This is a genomic window from Corynebacterium sp. KPL2830 (genome assembly GCF_040225635.1).
Lineage (GTDB): Bacteria > Actinomycetota > Actinomycetes > Mycobacteriales > Mycobacteriaceae > Corynebacterium.
The window spans coordinates 1-22,620 of record NZ_JBEHFR010000017.1; the positions used below are offsets into that span (position 1 = coordinate 1).

At 59.9% G+C, this 22,620-nt stretch carries 20 protein-coding genes and 1 tRNA gene; 11 read left to right on the plus strand and 10 right to left on the minus strand.

Going from position 1 to position 22,620, the window contains the following annotated elements; genetic code table 11:
• Positions 1-118: 118 nt before the first annotated feature.
• Together ABRP87_RS07115 and ABRP87_RS07120 are read right to left on the minus strand one after the other, a co-directional pair.
• Complete coding sequence (locus ABRP87_RS07115; protein ID WP_023024906.1) at positions 119-277, minus strand: hypothetical protein; 159 nt, start codon at positions 275-277, stop codon at positions 119-121.
• 315 nt (positions 278-592) lie between these two features.
• A tRNA-Ser gene (locus tag ABRP87_RS07120) sits at positions 593-677 on the minus strand.
• 128 nt (positions 678-805) lie between these two features.
• Here ABRP87_RS07120 and ABRP87_RS07125 point away from each other — a divergent pair.
• Complete coding sequence (locus ABRP87_RS07125; protein ID WP_239269707.1) at positions 806-1,762, plus strand: NAD(P)H-quinone oxidoreductase; 957 nt, start codon at positions 806-808, stop codon at positions 1,760-1,762.
• An 18-nt stretch (positions 1,763-1,780) separates the two neighbouring features.
• On the opposite strand, the gene ABRP87_RS07130 is transcribed toward ABRP87_RS07125, so the two are convergent.
• A complete protein-coding gene (locus ABRP87_RS07130; RefSeq protein ID WP_349868192.1) occupies positions 1,781-3,034 on the minus strand; it encodes an aminotransferase class V-fold PLP-dependent enzyme in 1,254 nt (417 codons plus the stop codon).
• Positions 3,035-3,248: 214 nt separating this feature from the next.
• Between ABRP87_RS07130 and wzm the strand changes: the two genes are divergently transcribed.
• Positions 3,249-4,100, plus strand: coding sequence for a galactan export ABC transporter permease subunit Wzm/RfbD (gene wzm / locus ABRP87_RS07135; RefSeq protein ID WP_349868223.1), 852 nt, complete (start codon positions 3,249-3,251; stop codon positions 4,098-4,100).
• A gap of 55 nt (positions 4,101-4,155) precedes the next feature.
• A complete protein-coding gene (gene wzt / locus ABRP87_RS07140; RefSeq protein ID WP_237792304.1) occupies positions 4,156-4,956 on the plus strand; it encodes a galactan export ABC transporter ATP-binding subunit Wzt/RfbE in 801 nt (266 codons plus the stop codon).
• A gap of 3 nt (positions 4,957-4,959) precedes the next feature.
• On the opposite strand, the gene ABRP87_RS07145 is transcribed toward wzt, so the two are convergent.
• Positions 4,960-5,625 carry a GNAT family N-acetyltransferase gene (locus ABRP87_RS07145; protein WP_349868193.1) on the minus strand — a complete coding sequence of 222 codons (666 nt, stop codon included), beginning with the start codon at positions 5,623-5,625 and terminating at the stop codon, positions 4,960-4,962.
• 62 nt (positions 5,626-5,687) lie between these two features.
• On the opposite strand from ABRP87_RS07145, the gene glfT1 reads away from it, so the two are divergent.
• Positions 5,688-6,614, plus strand: coding sequence for a galactofuranosyltransferase GlfT1 (gene glfT1 / locus ABRP87_RS07150; protein WP_349868194.1), 927 nt, complete (start codon positions 5,688-5,690; stop codon positions 6,612-6,614).
• Between the two features lie 14 nt (positions 6,615-6,628).
• Here the strand turns inward: glfT1 and ABRP87_RS07155 are convergent, their stop codons facing one another.
• Genes ABRP87_RS07155 through ABRP87_RS07165 form a run of 3 tightly spaced genes read right to left on the minus strand, consistent with a single transcriptional unit; the run spans position 6,629 to position 8,463 of the window.
• Positions 6,629-7,069 carry a GtrA family protein gene (locus ABRP87_RS07155; protein ID WP_005280656.1) on the minus strand — a complete coding sequence of 147 codons (441 nt, stop codon included), beginning with the start codon at positions 7,067-7,069 and terminating at the stop codon, positions 6,629-6,631.
• Positions 7,070-7,080: 11 nt separating this feature from the next.
• Complete coding sequence (locus tag ABRP87_RS07160; RefSeq protein ID WP_349862167.1) at positions 7,081-7,989, minus strand: plasmid pRiA4b ORF-3 family protein; 909 nt, start codon at positions 7,987-7,989, stop codon at positions 7,081-7,083.
• 9 nt (positions 7,990-7,998) lie between these two features.
• Positions 7,999-8,463: a hypothetical protein gene (locus ABRP87_RS07165; RefSeq protein ID WP_349853004.1), complete on the minus strand. Its 465-nt coding sequence runs from the start codon at positions 8,461-8,463 to the stop codon at positions 7,999-8,001.
• Positions 8,464-8,497: 34 nt separating this feature from the next.
• Here ABRP87_RS07165 and ABRP87_RS07170 point away from each other — a divergent pair, with 34 nt between their 5' ends.
• From ABRP87_RS07170 to ABRP87_RS07190, 5 genes are all read left to right on the plus strand, one after another.
• Positions 8,498-8,773: a hypothetical protein gene (locus ABRP87_RS07170; protein ID WP_239269650.1), complete on the plus strand. Its 276-nt coding sequence runs from the start codon at positions 8,498-8,500 to the stop codon at positions 8,771-8,773.
• 127 nt (positions 8,774-8,900) lie between these two features.
• A complete protein-coding gene (gene dprE1, locus ABRP87_RS07175) occupies positions 8,901-10,316 on the plus strand; it encodes a decaprenylphosphoryl-beta-D-ribose oxidase (protein ID WP_349853003.1) in 1,416 nt (471 codons plus the stop codon).
• Positions 10,317-10,361: 45 nt separating this feature from the next.
• A complete protein-coding gene (dprE2, locus tag ABRP87_RS07180; RefSeq protein ID WP_349853002.1) occupies positions 10,362-11,120 on the plus strand; it encodes a decaprenylphospho-beta-D-erythro-pentofuranosid-2-ulose 2-reductase in 759 nt (252 codons plus the stop codon).
• Between the two features lie 129 nt (positions 11,121-11,249).
• Complete coding sequence (locus ABRP87_RS07185) at positions 11,250-13,226, plus strand: galactan 5-O-arabinofuranosyltransferase (protein ID WP_349868195.1); 1,977 nt, start codon at positions 11,250-11,252, stop codon at positions 13,224-13,226.
• A 75-nt stretch (positions 13,227-13,301) separates the two neighbouring features.
• Entirely contained in the window at positions 13,302-16,748 is a 3,447-nt protein-coding gene (locus ABRP87_RS07190; protein ID WP_349868196.1) for an arabinosyltransferase domain-containing protein, read from the plus strand.
• Here the strand turns inward: ABRP87_RS07190 and ABRP87_RS07195 are convergent.
• The 3 genes from ABRP87_RS07195 to ABRP87_RS07205 form a co-directional block, all read right to left on the minus strand.
• Positions 16,687-17,985 carry a PepSY-associated TM helix domain-containing protein gene (locus ABRP87_RS07195; RefSeq protein WP_349868197.1) on the minus strand — a complete coding sequence of 433 codons (1,299 nt, stop codon included), beginning with the start codon at positions 17,983-17,985 and terminating at the stop codon, positions 16,687-16,689. The genes ABRP87_RS07190 and ABRP87_RS07195 overlap by 62 nt on opposite strands.
• A 193-nt stretch (positions 17,986-18,178) precedes the next feature.
• Positions 18,179-19,057 (minus strand): alpha/beta hydrolase, encoded by an 879-nt coding sequence (locus tag ABRP87_RS07200; RefSeq protein ID WP_349868198.1) that lies wholly within the window; start codon positions 19,055-19,057, stop codon positions 18,179-18,181.
• Between the two features lie 58 nt (positions 19,058-19,115).
• On the minus strand, positions 19,116-21,050 hold the full coding sequence (locus tag ABRP87_RS07205) for a M13 family metallopeptidase (RefSeq protein ID WP_349868199.1): 1,935 nt from the start codon (positions 21,048-21,050) through the stop codon (positions 19,116-19,118).
• A 42-nt stretch (positions 21,051-21,092) separates the two neighbouring features.
• On the opposite strand from ABRP87_RS07205, the gene ABRP87_RS07210 reads away from it, so the two are divergent.
• Positions 21,093-21,674 carry a hypothetical protein gene (locus tag ABRP87_RS07210; protein WP_349862175.1) on the plus strand — a complete coding sequence of 194 codons (582 nt, stop codon included), beginning with the start codon at positions 21,093-21,095 and terminating at the stop codon, positions 21,672-21,674.
• The gene (locus ABRP87_RS07215; protein WP_349862176.1) at positions 21,675-22,526 is read left to right on the plus strand and encodes a PrsW family intramembrane metalloprotease; all 852 of its coding nucleotides are present in this window, start codon (positions 21,675-21,677) and stop codon (positions 22,524-22,526) included.
• The last annotated feature ends 94 nt before the right edge of the window (positions 22,527-22,620 follow it).

Consider the following 22,620-nt stretch of genomic DNA (forward strand, 5'->3'; position numbering starts at 1 on the left):
ACCCCTACCCCCACCAACACAAAATGTCGTTTAACTCGACACGCCGAAAAACAACACGTTTTGTCGTTTAACCCGAGACCAAATGGCCTCGGGGATTTATTTTCTCGCTTCTTAAATCTTAGAAGCCGAGGATGGAGCGGTTAAACTCGTTAACAGCGTCCGGAACCAGGTAAGGCACCTGACGGAAGAACAGGCTTGCCTGCTCAAGAGCGTCCCAGCCGGTGGAGACTGCGGAGTGTGCTGCTTCCTGTACGTTGGATACAAGATCAAGAATCATTTCAGAATTCCTTTCGAGGTTGGAAAATTCTTATACGCGTTTCCGCGCGCACTGATCATTGTATGTGGTTAGGTGCGGTGATGTGCAACTTTCGAGTAGGCAGTTTATAGATTTGTTAGAAAACAATCGTCCTGGGGTTTAAACGATCTGCATTACATTTTCTTTCTATCTAAAACTTTCGCGCAATAAATTTTAGTTTCAAAGATGATCAAGGGAAGTAGGGAAAGGTTCCACGTTTTCCCGTCCGAGGAAAGGATGAGCCGTACAGACAAGACAAAACCCCTAGTCAGCTGGGACTAGGGGAAATGCTCTCTGCGGAGACGGCGGGATTTGAACCCGCGGAGGAATAAACCTCGCCGGTTTTCAAGACCGGTGCATTCGGCCGCTCTGCCACGTCTCCATCGTGCCGAAGAGGCAACTTGGTTAGCTTACTAAACGGTCCCGCGCGAATCACATTGCCCCACGAGAAAATGGACGTGGCGCACACCACACCTCCTCCATTAGATTGGCGGTATGAGTGCTACACAGATGAAGGCAATCGTCCAGACCGATCCTGATACCCCACGGTCGCTAGAGCTGCAGGACGTAGACGTTCCTGAGCTGCGATCCGGGGAGGTCTTGGTGAAGGTAAAGGCGGCGGGCGTCAACCGCGGCGATATTCTGCAGACGATGGGCGCGTACCCGCCGCCACCAGGGGCATCGGAAATAATTGGGCTGGAGGCCGCCGGCGTGATTGAGGATGCCGGCGATACGGATTGGGAAGCCGGCACCGAGGTCGGCTGTTTGCTTGCAGGCGGCGGCTATGCGGAATATGTCGCGGTCCCGCAGGGTCAGCTGCTTCCGCTGCCCAAGGGATTTAGCCTGGAAGAAACCGCGGCCGTGGTTGAGGTCGGCTGCACCGTGTGGTCCAACCTGGGCATCGAGGCGGGCCTGCACGAGGGCCAGCGCCTGCTCATCCACGGCGGTGGCGGCGGCATCGGCACCTTTGCCATCCAGGTAGCAAAGGCGCTGGGCGCTGAGGTGGCTGTTACCGCCGGATCGCAGGAAAAGCTAGAGCGCTGCCGCGAGCTTGGCGCGGATATTCTCATCAACTACAAGGAGCAGGACTTCGTCGATAAGCTCAAGGGCAGCTGCGATGTCATCCTGGATATCATCGGCGCAAAGTACCTGGAAAAGAACATGAAGTGCCTGGCCAAGGACGGCAAGCTCATCATCATCGGCATGCAGGGCGGCACCAAGGCGGATATCAATTTGGCCCCCATGCTGCCGAAGCGCCTGACCATTCAGGGCACGACGCTGCGCGCGCGTGACTTGGACGATAAGGCGGAGATCGTCGCCGGCACCATCAAAAATGTGTGGCCCATGCTGGAAGATGGCCGCGTGAAGCACGCGCTGCATGGCACGTACCCGCTTGCCGATGCCGCCCAAGCCCACGAAGCCCTCGACAGCGGCGAGGTCACGGGCACGCTGGTTCTCACGGTGTAGTTTCCCAGCGCACCCTATTTAGGCGAGCGAGGCAACGACGCGAACGAGGTGCTCGATATCGTGGTACGTATTAAACGGCCCCAGTGCCACGGTGACGGCACCACCGATCTCTTCCACGCCCATTTCCGTCAGCAGCGGTGTTTGCGGGGCCAACGTGGTGACAAGCCCATTATCAAAGAGGCGCTTGTACACCGTCTCTGCGGGAACGCCGTTGACCGCAAAGGTCAAGCGGGGCAAGCGATCATCGGAGGCTCCGGCGGCGGCTTCCCCGGTCACGCCCAAAATATGTACGGCAGGCAGGGTGCTTAAGAAAGCATAAAGATCCGCGCGCAAGTCCTCGAGGTAAGCACTCAAGGCGGTCATGGACTTATGCAACCGCACCCGGCGCGATCCCTTATCCCCACCGGCTAGGGCCGCTAGGTGATCCACCAGCGGCCCCACGCCGCCGGCCAAACCAGAGGACACGGGGGTCTCTAGCTTGCGTCCGTCTTCCTTGGAATAGACGGGATTGAGGGCATCCAGGCGGCGAAGCATGCGCGTATCGCGGAAGACCAAGGCAGCCATCTGCGGCCCGCCCAGCAGCCCGATATCAATGCCCACAATATCCGCGCCCAGATCATCGAAGCGGATGGGGCGATAGGGCGCGATAGCGGAGACATCGAGAAGCGTCCAGGCACGCGAACGCCCCCGCACTGTGTCAATGATCTCCTCGGCCGGGGACACCGTACCCAGAAGCTCATGCGCGGCGGAAAAGGAGACGAGCCTGGTGGAGCCATCGACAAGCTCCGCGAACTGGAACCCCGGCAATTCGCCGGTGCCCAGATCCGACTGCGCCCAGCGGATATCGGCGCGCACCTCAGAAAAAGCCGAATACAGCGTGGGCGGATCCAGCTTGGACAGCACCACCGAGGAATTGCTGCCCAATAGTGGGCGCGCCGCGCGCGCTAAGGATTGGTACAGCACGGGCAGGGAGGGACCAAGGACCACGCGGTCCACCTTGGAACCGGTGAGATCCGCAATTGCCATGCGCGCTGCCGCATAGTTGCCATCGCCAACCAGCCGGCCTGGCTCCGGCGCGGCCGAGTGGGCGCCGCCTGGGCCCTCTTGCGTCGCTACCGCCGTTGCCATCCGGAAGGACCGGGCAACGCCGGAGGTCACGCGCTCCGAAATTTGGGGCACCGCGTGCGCATTGAGGTACGTCCAGCCATCAGATAGCCCGGTGTACAAACCTCGCGCACTAAAGACGTCATAGTGTGCCGAAGCTGCTGGCATTAGGTCCCCTTCTTCATCGCACTGAACAACTGCCACCACGTGGCCGTCGATTCCCTACTGTATACGCGTTTGGCTTCAGTTTCCCAAATCTGAATTTTCCCTGGGCATCACCGTTTTCGCAGGCTAGCGGCGTGTAGTTCACCGTTTGCCCAGCACGCGCGCTAGGGTGTTGGGCGTGCAAGATAACAATCAACTGCGCGCTGATATCGCCCGCATGACCTCCCAACCAGAAGGCGAGGCTGTTCCAGCGTCCCAGTCTATGACCCTCAAGGCTGCTTTCGCAGACCTTACGCGGGGTGCACAGCAGCGTGAGCTGTGGTTCAAGCTGGGCTTGCAAGATATCAAGCAGCGCTACCGCCGCTCTGTCCTTGGCCCGTTCTGGATCACCATCGCCACCGGTGTGATGGCGCTTGCCTTGGGCCTGCTGTATTCCATGCTTTTCCAGATTCCCGTCGCGGAATTCCTCCCCCACGTCACCGTGGGCCTTATTATGTGGACCTTTATTTCGGGCTGCATCAAGGAAGGCGCCACGGTCTTTATTGAGAATGAGGGACTGATTAAGCAGCTTCCCGCCCCGCTTTCGGTGCACGTGTACCGCCTGGTGTGGCGCCAAACGCTGTTTTTAGGCCATAACCTCATCATCTGGCTCTTGCTCATCATCATCTTCCCGCGCAACCTGGGCTGGGAATTCTTCCTCTTTATCCCCGGGCTGTTGCTCCTGCTCATTAACGGCGTGTGGGTGACCATGTTCTTTGGCATCATCGCCACGCGCTTCCGCGACGTTGCCCCGCTGCTAGATGCTCTAACGCAGCTATTGTTTTACGTCACCCCGATTGTCTGGATGACCAATACGCTCAAGGACCAAGGCGGTGCGGTGGCAGACCGCGCCCGCATCGCGGAAATCAACCCGCTGTATCACTACCTGGAAATCGTGCGCGCCCCAATGATTGGTGAGCCCGTTGCCGCCTACCACTGGTGGATCGTCATCGGCTGCACCGCCATCGGCCTGTTCATCGCCGGGCTAGTCATGCGCAAGTGGCGCTTCCGCGTGAGCTACTGGGTATAGCCTCCCTTCCTTTACACCCACCCCACCATGAGGCTCGTTGAAAGGATAAAAACTGATGGTCTCAATCGATACGTATAACGCGTGCGTGGACTTTCCCATCTTTGATGCCAAATCCCGCTCCCTAAAAAAGGCCATGCTTTCTACCGCGGGCGGTGCCATTGGGAAAAATGACCACAACACCGTGGTGGTCGAGGCGCTGCGGGATATTAACCTGCACCTGCGCGAAGGCGATCGCGTCGGGCTCGTTGGCCACAATGGCGCCGGCAAGTCCACCCTGTTGCGCCTGCTTTCCGGCATCTACGAGCCCACACGTGGTACTGCCGATGTCCGCGGGCGCGTTGCCCCCGTCTTTGACTTGGGCGTAGGCATGGACCCGGAGGTATCCGGCTACGACAACATCATCATCCGCGGACTGTTTTTGGGCCAGTCCATCAAGCAGATGAAGAAAAAGATGGATGAAATCGCGGAGTTCTCCGAGCTGGGCGATTACTTATCGATGCCCCTGCGCACCTACTCCACCGGTATGCGCGTGCGCCTGGCGCTCGGCGTAGTGACCTCCATCGAGCCGGAAATCCTGCTGCTGGATGAGGGCATCGGCGCCGTCGACGCCGCCTTCATGGCCAAGGCCCGCGTGCGCCTGCAAGAACTGGTTAAGCGCTCCGGCATCTTGGTCTTTGCCTCCCACTCCAACGACTTTTTGGCGCAGCTGTGCAATACCGCGCTGTGGATCGATCACGGCGAAATCCGCTCCGTGGGCGAGGTATCTGAAGTCGTGGGCCAGTACGAGGGCCCAGAAGTTGGCGAATACGTCCGCGATCTACGCCAGCGCTTTGAGGGCGAAGAGGCTGCCGGGTAGGAGCTAGCGCAGCATCCCCAGCAGCTGCTGGCTCAGCCCGGAGACCTCCACGTGCAGGTCATCCGGGCGCTTGTAATTGGGGGCCTCCACGCGCGCAGTCACGTGCCGCTGCGAACTATTGTGCGGCCGCGCCTTTTCTTCCCCTTCAGAAACCACTTGGTAACCCAGCTTCTGGCTCACCCGCGCCGAGGCCTCATTCTGTGCCAACCAGCTCGTGGTCATCGCCTGCGCACCCAGGTAATCGAGCCCAAAGGCCACCACCGCGTGCCGGATGAGCGTGCCCACACCTCGGCCTTGGAACCGGTGAAAGACCCAGGAACCCGTCGCGATTTCTCGCGCCGTAGCAAAGTCCTCCGCCCGCGCATCGATGGTGCCCAGGATTTCTCCCGAATCTGCGTCGCGCACGATGAAATCCAAGGACCATTTCTCTGGGAGCAGCTGCGCCCGGTTGCTCCACCGGAACTGGGCCGCCGCTGACGGAGTATTCATCCCGGGATTAAAGAGCCACGGAAAGGCGTAATCCGGAATGTCCGCGCCGTAGATATCCTCTGGCGCAACACCGGCGATTGCCGCAATATCCTCGTCGCGCATTACGCGCAACTCCACGCCAGGGTGGGTAGTATCGCTAGCGCGTATCGTCAGCCCGAACGGTGGCCACATGCTTTCCATAGGAAGTCAGCTTAGCCCACGCGGAGTGTTTATCCGCGGCAGATCCATTCCCCGGTGGCAAGATGGATCGCATGACTGCCACCCTTGATTCCACCGGTACCACCGCTGCCGTCATTGTCACCCACCAGCGCGCGGACTTGCTTCGCGCCTCGCTCGAGCAGGTAGTCAACCAAACCCACCCCGTGCAGTGGGTCATCGTGGTGGATAATGGCGCCGAGGATGCGGTCCGTGACGCAGTGGAATCCCTGGCAGGCGATCGTGCGGTCTACGTGCCGTCCAAGACCAACCTGGGTGGTGCGGGCGGATTCGCCCTCGGTTTCCTTACCGCGCTATCACTCGGCGCCGACGCCGTGTGGTGCGCCGATGATGATGGCCGTCCCGCCGATTATGGCGTACTAGAAGAGCTCTACCGCGTGGCACGAAATAATAACCTGCACGAAGTCTCACCTGCCGTGTGCAATATCGACGATCCCGGCCGCTTGGCCTTCCCGCTGCGCCAAAGGCTGGTGTGGCGCCGCCGCATGGAGGAGCTGGAAGGAGACTTCCTGCCCGGGATCGCTTCCCTGTTTAATGGCGCGCTGATTTCCGCCGCGGCAATGCAGACCATCGGCGTGCCGGATTATCGCCTCTTCATCCGCGGCGATGAGGTGGAATACCATCGCCGCCTGGTCAACTCCGGCTTGTCCTTCGGCACCGCCTTGACCACGAGCTACCTGCACCCGGACGGTTCGGATGAGTTCAAGCCAATCCTGGGCGGCAAGATGCATACCCAGTACCCGGAAGGCGAGTTCAAGCGCTTTTTCACCTACCGCAACCGCGGCTACCTGCTGTGGCAGCGCGGCATGCGCAAGCTTTTGCCCCAGGAATTTGCTCGCTTTGGCTGGTTCTTTTTGGTCCAACGCCACGATCCGGCCGGCTTCCTGGAGTGGCTCAAGCTGCACAACCGCGGGCGCCGGGAGGATTTCCGCCGCCCCGAAAATCGATCCTAAGGCGCGCCGCGGGCCTATTTTTCCTTAAAGATAAAGACTCGCTGGATGGCAAAGTTGGTCACCGTCGCCACGCCCTGGGCAATGACGAAGGCGATGGTGTCTTTCACCGCGCCCTCGAAGCCTAAGGAAATGAGGGGCTCATTGAGCACCCAGTACAAGAAATTCTGCACGGCAAAGGTGGATACGTATAACACGCCCACCGTCGCGGCCGTGCGGCCGGACACCTTCGTGCCAAAGGTCCAGCGCGCATTGGCCAGATAGGCAGCGATGGTGCCAAAGACCCAACCAATCGCCTTCGCCCCAGAGCGGTGCAGACCTAAGTGGGTCAATAACAGCGTCAACCCATAGTCAATGACGGCGGCAAAAACACCCACCGCAATAAATCGCACCAGCTGCTGCTTCAAAGAGCTGGAGGGGCGCTTTACTTCTGCAGCATCTTCAAGTGGATTAGTCACAGGCAGTTAGCTTACCCGCGCAGCAGCGCTCGGTACATGTCTAGGCGGTACACCGGCGCGGCGGCGTCCTTGCCGTAGGCACCAATCTGGGATAGCTGGTGCAAGGAGGCATCGCACAGCGCGCGAATCTCCGCACCTTTCAAGGTGTTGCCATCATCGTTGACCCAGCCCAAGGCATCCATGGTGGTTTCCACCACGGAATCGGTCAGCTCGTCACCACCCATGCAGGACAGCGCCAAGGCCATGGACCAAAAGGCATCTTTTCCCTCATTGGTGACTTCACGCGGCAGGCTAGCCAGCGTCTCAGCCGTGGCCGCCGGCAGATCGCTTCCGCGGTTTAAATCCATGGCCTGTAAGAGCGGAACAAAGTCATAGAGCTTGGTGCGCTCGATGAGCGCCCTTACCTGGGGTTTAACCTGTGCCAGAACTTCATCGGTGATTTTTTCACCGGTCAATTCCCGGTTCACCGCAGTAAGTTCAAAGGGCGCGAAGAGGTTGCCCGAGCCGCCCACGCACAGCGCGCTGGGGGTGCCATTATCGCGGGGATAGATTTCTGCGACCACCAGCTCAAAGTCCCAGAGGCCCCACACAAAATCGATCTGGTCGCCCTCGCGCCAAAGGAATTCGGAGGCTTGACGCTCTGGGTCAAGGCGCGGGCCGCGGGCATCGCTGTGCTCGTAAAAGTGCCACGGGGAGTTTTCATCCGGCAGACCAAAGCAGATGTGTAGTACTTTCTGCAGCTCATGCAAGGTAAGCGCATCGCTAAAACCGATTTGGCGGTGGACTTCCCCATCCGCACGGATATTGGAGGCTTGGCAGATGACGGTGAGCGGTTCCCGCTTTAGCGACAGCAGCGGGTCGGCACGGCGAGCCCGTGCCTGTGAAATATCGGTGACCCCTGCATTCATGGGCCCCACCATACGCAAATTTTAAGAAGCCAGTTTTTCTATATCGCGCGCTTCGAGCTCGCTGATGATAAACGTAGTTGCCGCTCCGATAGCTCCCAACAGCGTCCACGGGCGCTTAACGCCACGCTTGCGCAGGAAAGACACCACCTTGCGGGACACGGCTACATCGGCCCATAGAGCAAGGCCCACCAAAATGAGCACCGCCGCCAAAATGGCCCAGAGTTTCAGGCCCTTATCCGCAAATTCCTGCGGTGAGCGCGGTTCATCGCCGTCCTCTTCGGCCTGGGCATTGGTATAGGCCACCAATGCGCCAAAACCAATCGTGGACAAAACGTAGGCGGTAATAAGTCCCTTTGTGGATTTAATCCAGTCCGGGTAGGAGGTGACGATGCCCTGTGCGGCCGCTTGGGTGATGCGGCCGGCCAAGGTGTCATCGAGGGCGTAATTATCGCGGGATTCTTCTGCTGCTTCGCGGTTGTTTGTCATAGCGACCACTCTAAGCGGCGGTAAGCTATTGCGCATGTACTCGGAAAAGACAGAGCATATGACACCCGCCCAGCAAGCCGCTCAGGATGAGCGGGCCGAGGACGACAAGCGCAACGGGCATTTTGAAGCAACAGAGCACACCAATCTGCCGCTTAGCCCCTTTATGACGCGCCTGATGGCAGAGGAAATGCCGATTTTGGATTCCACTTCGCGCCGCCGCGTGTACGAGATTTTGGGCAGCTATGAAGGGCCCACCATTGAGTCCCAAGCGGACTTGCCGGAAGAAATCCGCGAGATCATGGATCTCTGAAACACACCATTCGGAGCCGCCTGTGTGCCCCACGATGTTTTAAATATCACGAACGTCACTCCAGCCACCGCACTATGAGCTAGGTAGGCTGGTACATCGATACAATCCGTCGAGCAAAGAGTAAGAGATGGAACTACATACCACCGAAAAGTCCCTGCACGGCTGGGGCCGCACCGCCCCCACGACCGCCCATGTGCTGTCCACGGAAGACGTGGACGTCATCAAGAATGCAGTGGCACAGGTTGCGGACGATAACTCGGACAAGCCCGCCCACCTGCGCCGCGGCGTCATCGCGCGCGGCATGGGGCGCTCCTATGGTGACCCCGCCCAAAATGGTGGCGGCCTGGTCATCGACATGCAAAAGCTGAACAAGATCCACTCCATTGACCCGGAGTCCGCGCTTGTTGATGTCGATGGTGGCGTCACCCTTGACCAGCTCATGAAGGCCGCGCTGCCCTATGGCCTGTGGGTTCCAGTCCTGCCGGGCACCCGCCAGGTCACCATCGGCGGCGCCATCGGCCCCGATATCCACGGCAAGAACCACCACTCCGCCGGTTCTTTTGGCAACCACGTGGTCTCCATCGATCTGCTGGTTGCTGATGGCCGCGTTCTCCACCTCACCCCAGAGGGCAGCGAGGATGACCCCAGCGGTGAGCTCTTCTGGGCCACCATCGGCGGCATGGGCCTTACCGGCATCATCCTGCGCGCTACTATCCGCATGACCAAGACGGAGACCGCCTACTTCATCGCGGATACGGATCGCACCGATAACTTGGAAGAAACCATTGCCTTCCACTCGGATGGTTCGGAGCACAATTACACCTATTCCTCCGCCTGGTTCGATGTCATCTCCCCAGAGCCGAAGCTGGGCCGCTCCACCATTTCCCGCGGCTCGCTGGCCACCTTGGCGCAGCTCGAGGAATTGGCCCCCAAGCTGGCGAAGGATCCGCTGAAGTTCAACGCGCCGCAGCTGATGACCGTGCCGGATATCTTTCCGTCTTGGACGCTGAATAAGCTCAGCCTATCCGCTGTGGGCTTGGCCTACTACACCATGGGCGCGCCGGCGAAGAACCAGGTAAAGAACTTGACGCAGTTCTACCAACCGCTCGATCTCATTGGCGAGTGGAACCGCGGCTACGGTTCCAAGGGCTTTTTGCAGTACCAGTTCGTCGTTCCCACAGAGGCCGTGGAGCCATTCAAGGAGATCATCCGCGATATCCAGCGCTCCGGCCACTACTCCGCGCTGAACGTATTCAAGCTCTTCGGCGAAGGAAACCGCGCTCCGCTGTCGTACCCGATGCCGGGCTGGAACGTCTGCGTGGACTTCCCCATCCGCCCGGGCTTGGGCGAGCTTCTCGATGACCTGGATCGCCGCGTCATGGAGTTTGGCGGCCGCCTGTACCTGGCAAAGGAATCGCGCACCTCTGCCGAGAACTTCCACCAGATGTACCCGGGCCTAGAAGGCTGGCTCAAGACCCGCAATGACATCGACCCCACCGGGGTCTTTGCCTCCGATATGTCCCGCCGCCTCGAGCTGCACTAATCACTGGACTCATCACCACCCCTCATGAAGGAGATTTTTTAAACCATGCTTAATGCAGTAGGCCAAGCCCAGCACATCCTGCTTTTGGGCGGTACCTCTGAAATCGGCCTCGGCGTCGTCGCCGAATTCCTTGAGCGCGGCCCTGCCAAGGTCACCCTGGCTGCCCGCGCCCAGTCCCCGCGCATCGAGAAGGCGCAGGCTGACCTGGAGGCCCGCGGCGCGGATGTCGAGGTCGTGGACTTTGATGCCACCGACTTTGACTCGCACCCGGCGGTCATCGATAAGGCCTGGGAGCGCGGCGATGTCGATATCGCCATCGTGGCCTTTGGCACCCTAGGTGACCAAGAAGAGCTGTGGCAAAACCACGACAAGGCCGTGGCTTCTGCCCAGACCAACTACACCGCGCCCGTCTCCGTCGGCGTGCTGTTGGCCGAAAAGCTCAAGCACCAGGGCCACGGCACCATCGTGGCGATGTCCTCGGTGGCCGGCATGCGCGTGCGCCGCTCCAACTTTGTCTACGGCGCCTCCAAGGCCGGCGTGGATGGCTTCTACATCAACTTGGATGAAGCACTGCGCGGCTCCGGCGCCAACGTACTCGTCGTCCGCCCGGGTCAGGTTCGCACCAAGATGTCGGCCGAGGTCGGCGATGCCCCGCTGACCGTCAATGTCTCTGACGTGGCCAAGGCCACCGTGCAGGCGGTACTCGATGGCAAGCAGTCCATCTACGTCCACCCGCTGTTCAAGTACGTATCGCTGGCATTCAAGTTCATCCCGCAGCCCATCTTCCGCAAGCTGCCGTTCTAACCAGTTCCTGCGCGCAGGGTATGCCGGGCTCCTCAAGGCCCGCGGCCCTGCGCGCTTAGTTGGTTAATAAGCCAGCTCACACCGCGCCTAATCCCAGAAGAGTGATTAAGGTATGCGAAACTAAAGGGCATGACAAGCCCAGCTACGCCTTCCCAAGCAGTTCCCGTGAGCGAGGAGAAACGCACCACCGCCTACCACGCCGATGCCATGTCGCACCGCAGCACCCTGCTGGGCATTATTTTCGCAGCGCTGGGCGGCGGGGCAATTACGCTTTTCGGCTGGTATGCCTTCAAAACCGTCTCCCTGCCCTCCTTTAATACCTCCATGGTCACCCGCGCGCTGTGTACGGTCGGCGTGATCTTGACGTTGGCCTTGGCAGGTGGCTTTAGCGCGTGGTGGCTCTATGACCACTACAAGGAGAATTTCTCTCGCCCGCGCTGGCGCACGTGGGTGACCTACGCCATCACGTATCTCTCCCCCGCCTTATTGACCCTTGCCACCGTGGGCCTGCCGCTGTCCGCCTCGCGCTTATGGCTCGATGGCGTGCAGGTGGACCAGGCATTCCGCACCCAGTTCCTTACCCGGTCAGTAGATCAAATGGGCTATGCGGACATGAACTACCTAGACATGCCCACGTTTTACCCGCTGGGCTGGTTCTGGCTAGGCGGACGGCTCGGCTCCATATTGGGTATTCCCGGCTGGGAGGTTTATCAGCCGTGGGGCCTGATTTCCATCGCGGTTGCAGGCTGTATCCTCGTTCCCATTTGGCAACACCTCACTAAATCCCTGCCGGTGGGAACAGCTATTGCGCTTACCACCACCGCCATTACCTTGACCATCGCGGCGGAAGAGCCTTATTCTGCGGTCATCGCCATGGGCATGCCCGCCATCGCGGTGTTAAGCGCGCGCGCATTCAAAGGATCGTCGTTGTCTACCGCCGCGGTCGCTATCTACCTCGGAATCTCCGCTACCTTCTATACCTTGTTCACCGGCGCGGCAGCGCTAACCGTGGTCAGTCTGATCGCCGTTTTCACCGCACTGTACGAGCGGACGTGGCGACCCATCGTGCGCCTAGTCATCATCGCGGTGGGATCGCTTGCCATCGCAGCCATCGCCTGGGCCCCATACCTCTGGCAGGTTCTGCACTCGACCGCACCCCTGCAAGCCACCGCGCAGCACTACTTGCCGGAGGAAGGCACACAGATTCCGGTGCCGTTCCTTTCCTTGAGCATCGTAGGATTCCTCTGTCTTGCCGGTCTGATCTTTATTATCACCCGGTTGCGAGATGCGGAAGTCCGCGCGCTGGGGTTGTCCATCATTGGCATTTATGTATGGACGGTGCTGTCCATGGTGATGACCTTGGTCGGCACCACCCTACTGAGCTTCCGCCTTGAGGTCATCGTGGTGCTGTTGTTCGCGACGGCGGGCGTCCTTGCCCTTGCGGAAGTCCGCAAAGCCGGTATTCACCGCCTGTACCCCGCTAGTTTCTCCCACGCGGCCAATAAGCGGATTACGGCGGTTTTTGGCATTTTCCTCGCCTTGGCTGGAGTCCATTATGCCCAGCAGATTCCCGAGGCAAACGAAGATGCCATCGACCACGCCTACAGTGATACCGATGGTTACGGCGAGCGCGCGGATCGCTTTACCAGCGATTCCGCCCATTATTATCTGGATATCCACAACTTCATCCAGGATCAGGGCTATACGGCCAACGAAACGGTAGTCCTCACGGATGAAAAAACCTTCATGGCTTACTACCCATACTGGGGCTTTAACGCCTTTACCAGCCACTATGCAAATCCCCTCGGGGAATTCAAACACCGCAATGACCAGATTGAAGCCTGGGCGGATGAGTCATGGGACTCTACTCCTGCAGAGTTCCAAAAATCCCTCGATTCCGCACCGTGGCGCGGGCCGGATGCCATCATCTTCCGCGGCGACCTCGACAATAAAGATGATGGGTTCAAGGTGCACTTGGCTGAGGATATCTATCCTAACCAGCCAAATATTCGCTACCGCGCAGTCTTCTTCAACCCCGAGGTCTTTGCGGAAGGCTGGGAGCTGGAGCAAACGGGTCCATTCGTAACGGCGGTGCGAACCAAGTAAGTTCACCCACACTTCCCCGGGGTTATCGGGGCGTGCACACGGGAACTTGGGCCAGACTGACGTACACTAATCGCCGTGTCAGATAGCCTTAAAACGAAATCGAAAGAAGCACGCCCCTCCGGGCTAAGTATCGCCACAGCCCCTGCCGGGTTGCGCTGGACCGCGATCATCGCCGGGTTAATTGGTTTCCTGTGTTTTATAGCCACCCCGCTATTGCCAGTGAACCAAACCCAGTCTTCCTTTGATTGGCCGCAGAATGATTCGCTGCAATCTATCAATGCACCGCTTATCTCCGTGGCGCCGGAAAACTTGGAGGCCACCATCCCCATGTCCGCGGTGGATGAGCTCCGCGATGGCCAAAACATGGTCTACAGCACCGTCCCACCCGAGTCTAAGAAGGCATCGAACCGCGGCCTATTTGTCCGTTCCGGCGATGACGGCTTGTCTGTGGTCTCGCTCGATGAGGTCCTACTGACCTTAAGCGCTAAAGAAGTAGCGCAGCTTTCCGATGACGCCCAGCTGCACATCTCCGCCACCGGTGACGGCACCACCGTCAGCGTCGGCAAACACAAAAAGACCACCGAAGATGACCTGCGCCCGCAGGTCACCGGTGTGTATACCGAGCTTAAAGATGATGCCAATGTGCAGAACTTGGTCGATGACGGGCTGAATATCCACGTCGATATCAACTCGCGGTTTACTTCTTCTCCCTCGCTGATTAAGTCCATCGCGATGTGGCTCGGCGTCGCTATGGTGATTGTCTCGCTGTTCTGCCTGTGGCGCATTGACCGCCTTGATGGGCAAAAGCTGCGCTTCATGCCAGAGACGTGGAAGAAGATTCGCCCCCTCGATGGCGTCGTCGCCGCCGTCTTGGGCCTCTGGTACATCTTCGGTGCCAATACCTCTGACGATGGCTTCATCTTCTCTATGAGCCGCGTCTTCGATAACGCCACGTACATGGCCAACTACTACCGGTGGTACGGCGTGCCGGAGGCGCCATTCGGCTCACCGTACTATGACCTCGTCGCGCTACTATCGCAGATTTCCACGGCGTCGGTCTTCGTCCGCCTGCCCGGACTAATTTCGGGGCTCATTATCTGGTTCATTCTTTCGCGGGAAATGCTGCCGCGCTTTGGGGACATCGTCGATGCCCGCCGCGTCAGCCACTGGACCGCCGCACTGATGTTCCTAGCCTTCTGGCTGCCGTATAACAACGGCACCCGCCCAGAGCCGATCGTGGCCCTAGGCGTGATGGTGACGTGGGCATCCTTTGAGCGCGCCATTGCCACCCACCGGTTGCTGCCGGCAGCCGTAGGCACCATCGCTGCCACGATTACGCTCGCCGCCGGCCCCACTGGCCTTTTTGCGGTTGGCGTATTCCTCGTGAGCCTGCCGCACCTTTTCCGTGCCATGGCCGCGCGCGTGCCCGCCATGGGCGGTGGCGCTACCGGTTGGCTTAGCTTGGTTGCCCCATTTTTGGCTTCCGGCACTGCCATCATCGTCGCTGCCTTTGGAGATCAGACCTTGGCCAGCGTCGCTGAATCCACCCGGGTGCGCTCGGAGGTCGGCCCGTCGCTGCCGTGGTATGCCGAATACGCCCGTTATTCCACGCTCTTCCAAGAATCCGTGGATGGTTCGCTGACCCGCCGCTTCGCCGTACTCACCATGCTGTTTTGCTTGGTGCTCATCCTGGCTGCGTTTATCAAGGATCGCCGCGTTATTGGTGCCGCAGTCGGCCCCACCCAGCGCCTGCTCATCATCGTCGCGCTGTCGATGTTCTTCCTCATGTTCACCCCGACCAAGTGGACGCACCACTTTGGTATCTATGCCGGTGTCGCCGGGGTGATCGCTGCGCTGGCTGCCGTAGTGCTATCCAGGTTTGCGTTGCGCTCCCCGCGCGCCCGCACCTTTAGCATCGCCGCGGTGCTCTTCTTGCTCGCCATCTCCTTCGCGGGTTGGAATGCTTGGTGGTACGTATCCTCCTTCGGCATCCCATGGTGGGACCGCACAGTGCAGTTCAAGGGCATTGAGGCCAACTCGATCCTGCTCGCCATCTCCTTGGTCGTCCTCGCGGTCGGCGTGGTGCAATCCTTGCGCCACAGCCATCGCAAATTGCAGGCCCAAGAGGAGGGCACGGAAAAAGAATTCAAGCAAGAAGCCGCCGCGAAGGTATCGCGCTCGGCCGGCATCATGTCCGCGCCCATCGCGGTAGCCTGCGCCATTGTGGTGGCTTTTTCGATGGCTTCTTTTGCCAAGGCCACCGTCGCCCAGGCGGATTCCTACTCAGTGGGCAAGGGCAACCTAGCATCCTTGCGCGGTGATACCTGCTCGCTGGCCAATGAAACCTTGGTAGAAACCAATACCAATGACTCCTTCCTCACCCCAGTGGATGGTGACTTAGGCGATTCCTTGGTAGACAAGGATGAAACCAGCAACGGATTCGGGCCGAATAATATCCCCGAATCCATCGAGCCTGAGGATCAGGATTCTGCTTCTGTGGGTGCCATTGGAGATAGCTCCCAAGATTCCGACTCCACCAGCCAAGACGATGCCACCGCTGGGACGAATAAGGAATCCGGCGGGGATTCTTCTGATGATTCGCAGGAGACCCGCCGCGCTGGGAAGAAGGCTTCAGAAAGCACCGATACGTCTGAAGGCGGTGTCCGCGGCACGAAGGGCGTCAATGGCTCGACCATGCACCTACCCTTCAACTTGGACTACACCAGCGTGCCAGTCTTGGGCTCCTACACCGAAAGCCAAGAGTCGCTGTCCCAGGTAACCACGAAGTGGTATCACCTGCCGGAGACCACGGAAAATACCCCGGTTCTGGCTGTCAGCGCCGCGGGCAAGATTTATCACCACGATGTCAATGATGTGGAACAAGAGGGCATGGAGCTCACCTTGGAATACGGCACCATCGATGAGGATGGCAAGGTCACCGATAAGGGAGAAAAAGAGCTTTCCGATGTCGGCGCCACCCCCAAGTGGCGCAACCTGCGCCTGCCCATGGATGAATTGCCGGAAGAAGCCAATGTCGTACGGCTAGTGGCCGAGGACGATTCCACCGATGAAGATGACTGGCTAGCCTTCACCCCGCCGCGCGTGCCGGAACTAGACAGCATCAATAACCAGTTCCCTGCGGAAAAGCCCGCGCTCTTGGACTGGGCGGTGGCTCTGCAGTTCCCCTGCCAGCGCACCTTTGACCACTACGCCGGCGTAACCGAGATTCCGGAGTATCGCATCCTCCCAGATGCGGCGGCGCAAACCTCCCTGACGGATTTCCAATCCTTCTCAGGCGGCGGTGCCATGTCCACTGCGGAAGCGGTGAACTACTCCTACGAAATCCCGAGCTACCTCAATAACGATTGGGCCCGCGACTGGGGCGCCATTGAAAAGTACGAATTGCGTACCGATTCACAGGGCAATACCCCAGCCAACGCAGAGATCGATTATGAGGACGTTACTCGTTCTGGACTGTGGAAAGAATCCGAGATGAAGATCCGGCCAGAAGGCGAGCAGTAGGCCCACTGGCCCCGTTGCTGCGGCCCGTTCCGGACTGAGAGCCGGACCGGGACCGGGATCGGGACTGGGGCCGCAGCCGGCGTACCAGCCAATCGCCGGCGAAGAAGAGGAGCAGCGAGGCTCCAAATAGCGGCGCAATGATCGAGTAGATCACAACCCCTGCCACCACGACGGGGGTTATTTTTAGCTCGGGGAGGCGGCGGCGCGGCTTATTCCACCACATCCACAGCCCGGCGATGCTGATGACGAGAAGGCCCAGCGCCAGCGCGGCCAAGGCCACCTGGCTGTAGATGCCGAAGAGGGTGCCCATGTGCAATTGGATAAGCCAGGAGGTCAGCCGGGCGGCGAGAGGCCAATCCGCCGAATTGATGCGGTCGATGACACGGCCATCTGCGGTGACCGCTACGGCATCGCTACGCAGCTTGTATGCCGCGCGCCCCTCGCGCACCGTCCAGGCATCGCCGGCTTGCTCCGGCGGGGTCATCCGCAGCACCCCGGTAAGCCCCTCGCTGCGGGCGGTGGACAAGGCCGTCTGCGCGCCCTCGAGCACGTCGTTGTCTACGGCCTCACCGCCGCTATGTCCAGCATGACCCTCGTGGCCTTCGTGACCCGCGTGTCCCGCGTGCCCGGCATGGACACCGGCACCGGTGCCGGCTTCTGCCACAGAAGTTGCCACGGATGGTTCCTTCCAGTTGAGCTCCTCGCGCACCTTGCCAATATTGCTTCCGGCAACCATCGACCAGGTCAAGCCGGTAATGGTGAGGAATAGGAACCCGGGCAGCAACCAGCTGCCCAAGCGGGCGTGTATCCGCAGCACCTTATTGTTTTTCTTCTGGCTTTTCTTCCTGCGCTTGAGCCAGAGATAGACACCGGCGATCGTCAGTGCACCGAGCCAGGAGGCGGCGAGCTCCGCATAGATGCGGCCGGGCTCGCCCAACCACAAGGTGCGGTGGCCGTTGGACAACCACGTGCGCAGCGGCAGCGCCCGCGAACCGCCGTATTGTTGTTCTTCGCCGGTAATGCGCAGGTCCACTGGATCGACGAATACGGCGTGGGTGTAGCTGGGGCTCTTGGCATCTGGATCCGTGAACAGCACGCGGGTGGTCTCTTCCGGATCTTCAGACGCCTCCACCGCGGCCACCGCGGCGCCGGGGTGTTGGCGCTGCGCCGCGGCGATCTGTTCATCCAAGCTGCGCGGGCTGCCCTGCGCGGTGGCGGTGATTTCATCGTGGTACACCCACTGCTCAAGGGTGGGCGCGAGCGCGTAAAAAAGCCACTGAGCGCGGCAACAATGAGGAACGGCGCGACGATCACGCCGACAAACTTATGCAGGCGCGATAGCGCACCATGAGTTGTAGTCTTCATGGCTCACTAGTCGCAGCCTTATTGGCATGAGTTCCCGATTATCGCTGAAATAATGGAGCCCTAATCTATTGCGCCAGCTCACCGCGCAAAAATTCGGCTGCATCCTGCACCCGCTGGCGTGCCACGGCCGGGGTGGATACGCGGTGGGTTGAGACATAATCGCGCTCTTTAGCTTGGGGGATGTGGACGCGATCGGCTATCTCATCCTCGGTCGCGGTCTGCACGAAGGTCTCAGGGAATTGTTTAGGCAGCTCATAGCCCACGCGGTAATCCTCCGGCAGGTTGGCCAGGGCGCCGAAATCGGGGAAGGTGAGCAAGAGGGCATCGGCAGCCGCAAGTGCTGCTAACGCACCGCCGGAAGAATATCCCCACGTGGTGACGTGGGAGGCGCCCTGCTCGCGGGCGTAATCAATGGCGCGGTTGACCGCCGCGACCATGTCTTTGACCGTGTGCTCCGGCGCGAGCGGATAATCAACGTCAATGATCGTGGTGCCGGAAAGCTGCGCGGCGGCGGCAACCTCGGGGCGCCACTGCATTTCCAGCGCCTTCCCATCGCCGCGCCACCAGCCGCCAGAGTGCAGCGATACTGCCCACCGGCCGGTGGGTTCGGATGGGCGGAAAATGGCGCCGACCTCGGTGGAGTCTACGGTAATGCCATCCGTAAACGCCGTACCCGGAAGCGCGTGATTAACACCGGTACCCAAAACCATCATGGCGGCGTGGGTGATGCGGTCGGGCAACAGTGCGCAATAGTGGTCCGCCTCCGGCGAGCCACCGCCGGCCCAGGGCGGGCGGAAATCCGGCGTCTCATAATGGGCGTCGATATAAGAAACCAGCTGCTCTAGCTGTTCTTCCTCGCTCATCTGGCGGTCTTGCCCGCCGATGCGCCATTCTTGGCCGGGCTCTAGTGGCCGGTGCGGATCTTTATCGTGTGCATCAGTCATATCCCCGAGCCTACGCGTGCACATGATGCGCACAAGGTGGGCTCGGGGGAGAACCGATTTACCAGATGGTGACGCGGTCCTCAGGGGCCAAGTACATCGCGGAGTCTTTGTCTACGTCGAAGGCCTCGTAGAACTCGGCGATATTCGCGGCGATGAGGTTGCAACGGAACTCCGCGGGCGAGTGCGGGTCAATGGCCAGGTACTGGGTCGCCATCTCCGGGCGGATGGCCGTGCGCCAGACGCGGGCCCAAGACAAGAAGAAGCGCTGCAGGCCGTTGTAGGTATGCTCGGCCAATTCCGGCTCGGCACCGTCGACCTCAAATTCCTCTTCTTGGCCCAGTAGGTCAATGCCCTTATCGGCGCAATAATTCTTGTAGGCCACCACGGAAATGCCCAGTCCGCCCAGGTCACCAATGTTTTCACCCAAGGTGAACTTGCCGTTGACGCCGGAAGATTCGGTGCCAGCATCCTTTAGCACCGTAGGCACCTGGCCATCGAATTGCTCCACCAGCTTTGCCGTAAGCGCCTCGAAATCCGCGCGATCCTCATCGGACCACCAGGAGTTCAGGTTGCCCTGGCCGTCGAATTGCGAGCCCTGGTCATCGAAACCATGGCCAATTTCGTGCCCGATGACAGAACCAATGGCACCGAAGTTCTCAGCGGCATCCGCATCCGGGTTATAGAACGGCGGGCGCAGGATGGCGGCTGGGAAGGTAATGTCATTGACCACCGGGTTGTAGAAGGCATTGACGGTCTGCGGGGTGGTGACCCACTCATCGCGGTTGGCGGGCTTGCCAATCTTTGTCAGTTCATAGTCGTGGGAAAAGGCGGACCCGGCGCGGGCACTGGCAATCAGATCTGCGCCCTGGTCAGAAATTTCCAGCCCGGAGTAGTCGCGCCAGGTATCGGGGAAACCAATCTTGGCCTTGAACTGGGAGAGCTTTTCTAGGGCGCGCTCGCGGGTCTGCGGGGTCATCCACTCCAGTTGGGAAATGCGCTCGCGGTAGGCGGCGATGAGGTAGTCCACCAGCTCATCCATTTCGCGCTTGGAGGATTCTGGGAAGTGCGCGTCCACGAACTCCTTGCCAATTTCCTCTCCTACCAGGCTTTCTGCCAAGCCCACCGCGCGCTTCCAGCGGTCACGCTGCTGGGTAGCACCAGAAAGCCGAGTGCCGTAGAACTCGAAGTTCTTGGCGCCTACTTCCTCCGGCAAGAGGGCCGCGCGGGAGCGCAGGATGTGCCAGGTGGCCCACAGCTGCCAATCGGCCATGCGGTCAGCGGTAAAGAGCTTTTCCAGGTGCTCCAGGTAGGACGGCATCATATTCACCACGCGGTGCTCCGGCAGCTTTCCGCCGGCGAGCAAGGCTTGGGTGATGGAGGGCAGCTCAGAAAACTCGCACGGGTTATTGGTCTTTACCGCATCGCGGGTAGAAACCACGTCCCAGTGGCCCGCCGCCAGCTCTTTTTCTAAGCCCACGATGCGCTCGGCTGCAACCTCGGTGCCGAGGCCAAACAGGCGGGTGGGCTCGATAAAGCCCAGCATCTCCGCCACGTGCTTTTCGTAGGCGGCCAGCGTTTCCGCGTGCGCTTCTTCGCGATAGTAGGCCTCATCCGGCAGGCCCAAGCCGGATTGCACGATATAGGCAACGGCCTCTTCCGAGCCGGAGTCCTTTTCCACCCAGAACGTCGCCGGCGCCCCCACGCCCTCGCGCTCGAGCTCGCCCAAGCGGTGCGCCAATTCCGTGGGGTCGGCAGCGCTCAGACGGTCAAGGTCCGCATCCAGCGGGGCCATGCCGGCGCGATTCACGCCCTCTGTATCCATGAAGGACGCATACAGCTTGCCGGGGCGGCCATCGTTGTCTTTGACGATGTCATGAACCAATTCTTCTGCTTCATCGCGCAGTGCATGGAAGGTGCCATCCACACCGCGATCATCTGGGACAACGTGATTTTCTACCCAAGGTCCGTTGACTAATTGATAAAGATCTTTCATGGTTGCCACTGTAGGCCAAACCTTCCAGTTAAGGTATGGACTATGGAAAAATTCCGCTTTCCACCAGCCCGGCCGCGCAGCCTATTTATTGCCGTCATCGCCTTCGTGACGGTGGTGCTTGCCTTGCCCGCCATCGTCCACGCGGTGCTACCACCACACCCCGCCGATGTGGAGCAGGTAACCCTGTCTGATCCCAGCCAGGACTGGGATATTACCGTGTCCGATCTGTACTGCGAGCGCGACTATACTTCGCTGGCCAGCGTTGGCTGGACCTGCGGTGACACCTCCGTACAGGCGGTCATCGTGGAAGATACCGACGACGATGAGCACACCCTGCGCCGCATGGTCCGGGCCTATGGCATGGCTCCAGGCCTTCCAGAGGGCGAGGTCTATGAAGGAAAAGATGGTGCCCTCGCGCTTGCCGATGCCCCCTCCTCCACCGCCGCCATCTCCATCAACGGCACCGGTGCGGACGAGAATAAGGACTGGGTGGTCACCGTCACCGGGGAATCCGCCGCAACGCGCACAACCACTGAACGCCTCTGGAAAGCCTTCGGGCAAGACGAACTACCAGAAGAAGTCACTGCTGATATCGAGGAGTTTTCTGGAAAGGCCTTGGTTTAAATGTCTAAGCTTTTTCGCACCGCGCTGTGGATTTTCTCCGGTCTGGGCCTTATCGGTTTTATCTCCCAGACGGTCATCACCCTATTGATCTCACCGCTGATGGGCATTATCAGCATCCTCATTGCGGCGATCCTTGTTGCAATAGTCATCGCACTATTGCGCCTGAGCCCTATGTGGGCGCGCCCGGCGCGCGTATGGGCACCGCTTGCCTTTTTATGGGGCTCCGGCATGGCTATTAGCTTGGCATCTATAAGCTCTACCCCGGTCATGCAGCTCGCCATCAATTCTGGGTGGGTCGATTCCTTTATGTCATGGAGCGGTGCCTATCCCGAAGAGATTTCCAAGGCCACCGGCGTTTTATTCGTCCTGATGTCCTTCCGCCAACTCAACCGCCCCTGGCACGGGTGGATGGTCGGCGCCGTCGTTGGCCTGGGCTTTGAGGCCAACGAAAATATCCTCTATGGCTCAATGGGCGCTACCACTCACCCGGATAGCGATTTTGCGGGGCTCATGCAGATGTGGGGCTTGCGCCTTATCGCTGGCCCTGGCCTGCACGTCTTGCTCACGGCGCTCGCCGGTTGGGGCATCGGCTGGGCCCTCTACGCGGCGGCCAAGCCTCTCTGGTGGCGCATCGGCGTGGCACTCGGCTGCCTCGCGGTATCCTTCCTCCTGCACTTTGGTTGGAATTACCTGCACGATTCCGATACCGCGGCCGTCATCCAAGCCCTCTCCGTGGCAATCATCTTGTACCCGCTGAGCATCTGGCTCATCCTGCGCGGCAATAACTACGCACACAACGATGACAGCTACAGCCACAGCACTGCGGAGGACGCGCTCGTCTTCACTCGCTAGCCCCAAGCGTGCTTGTTTCCCCAAAATGTCCAAAACAACCGCATTCCGCCAAAATTTCCCTCGATTTTCGGAGAAACGCGCTTGCTTTGGACGC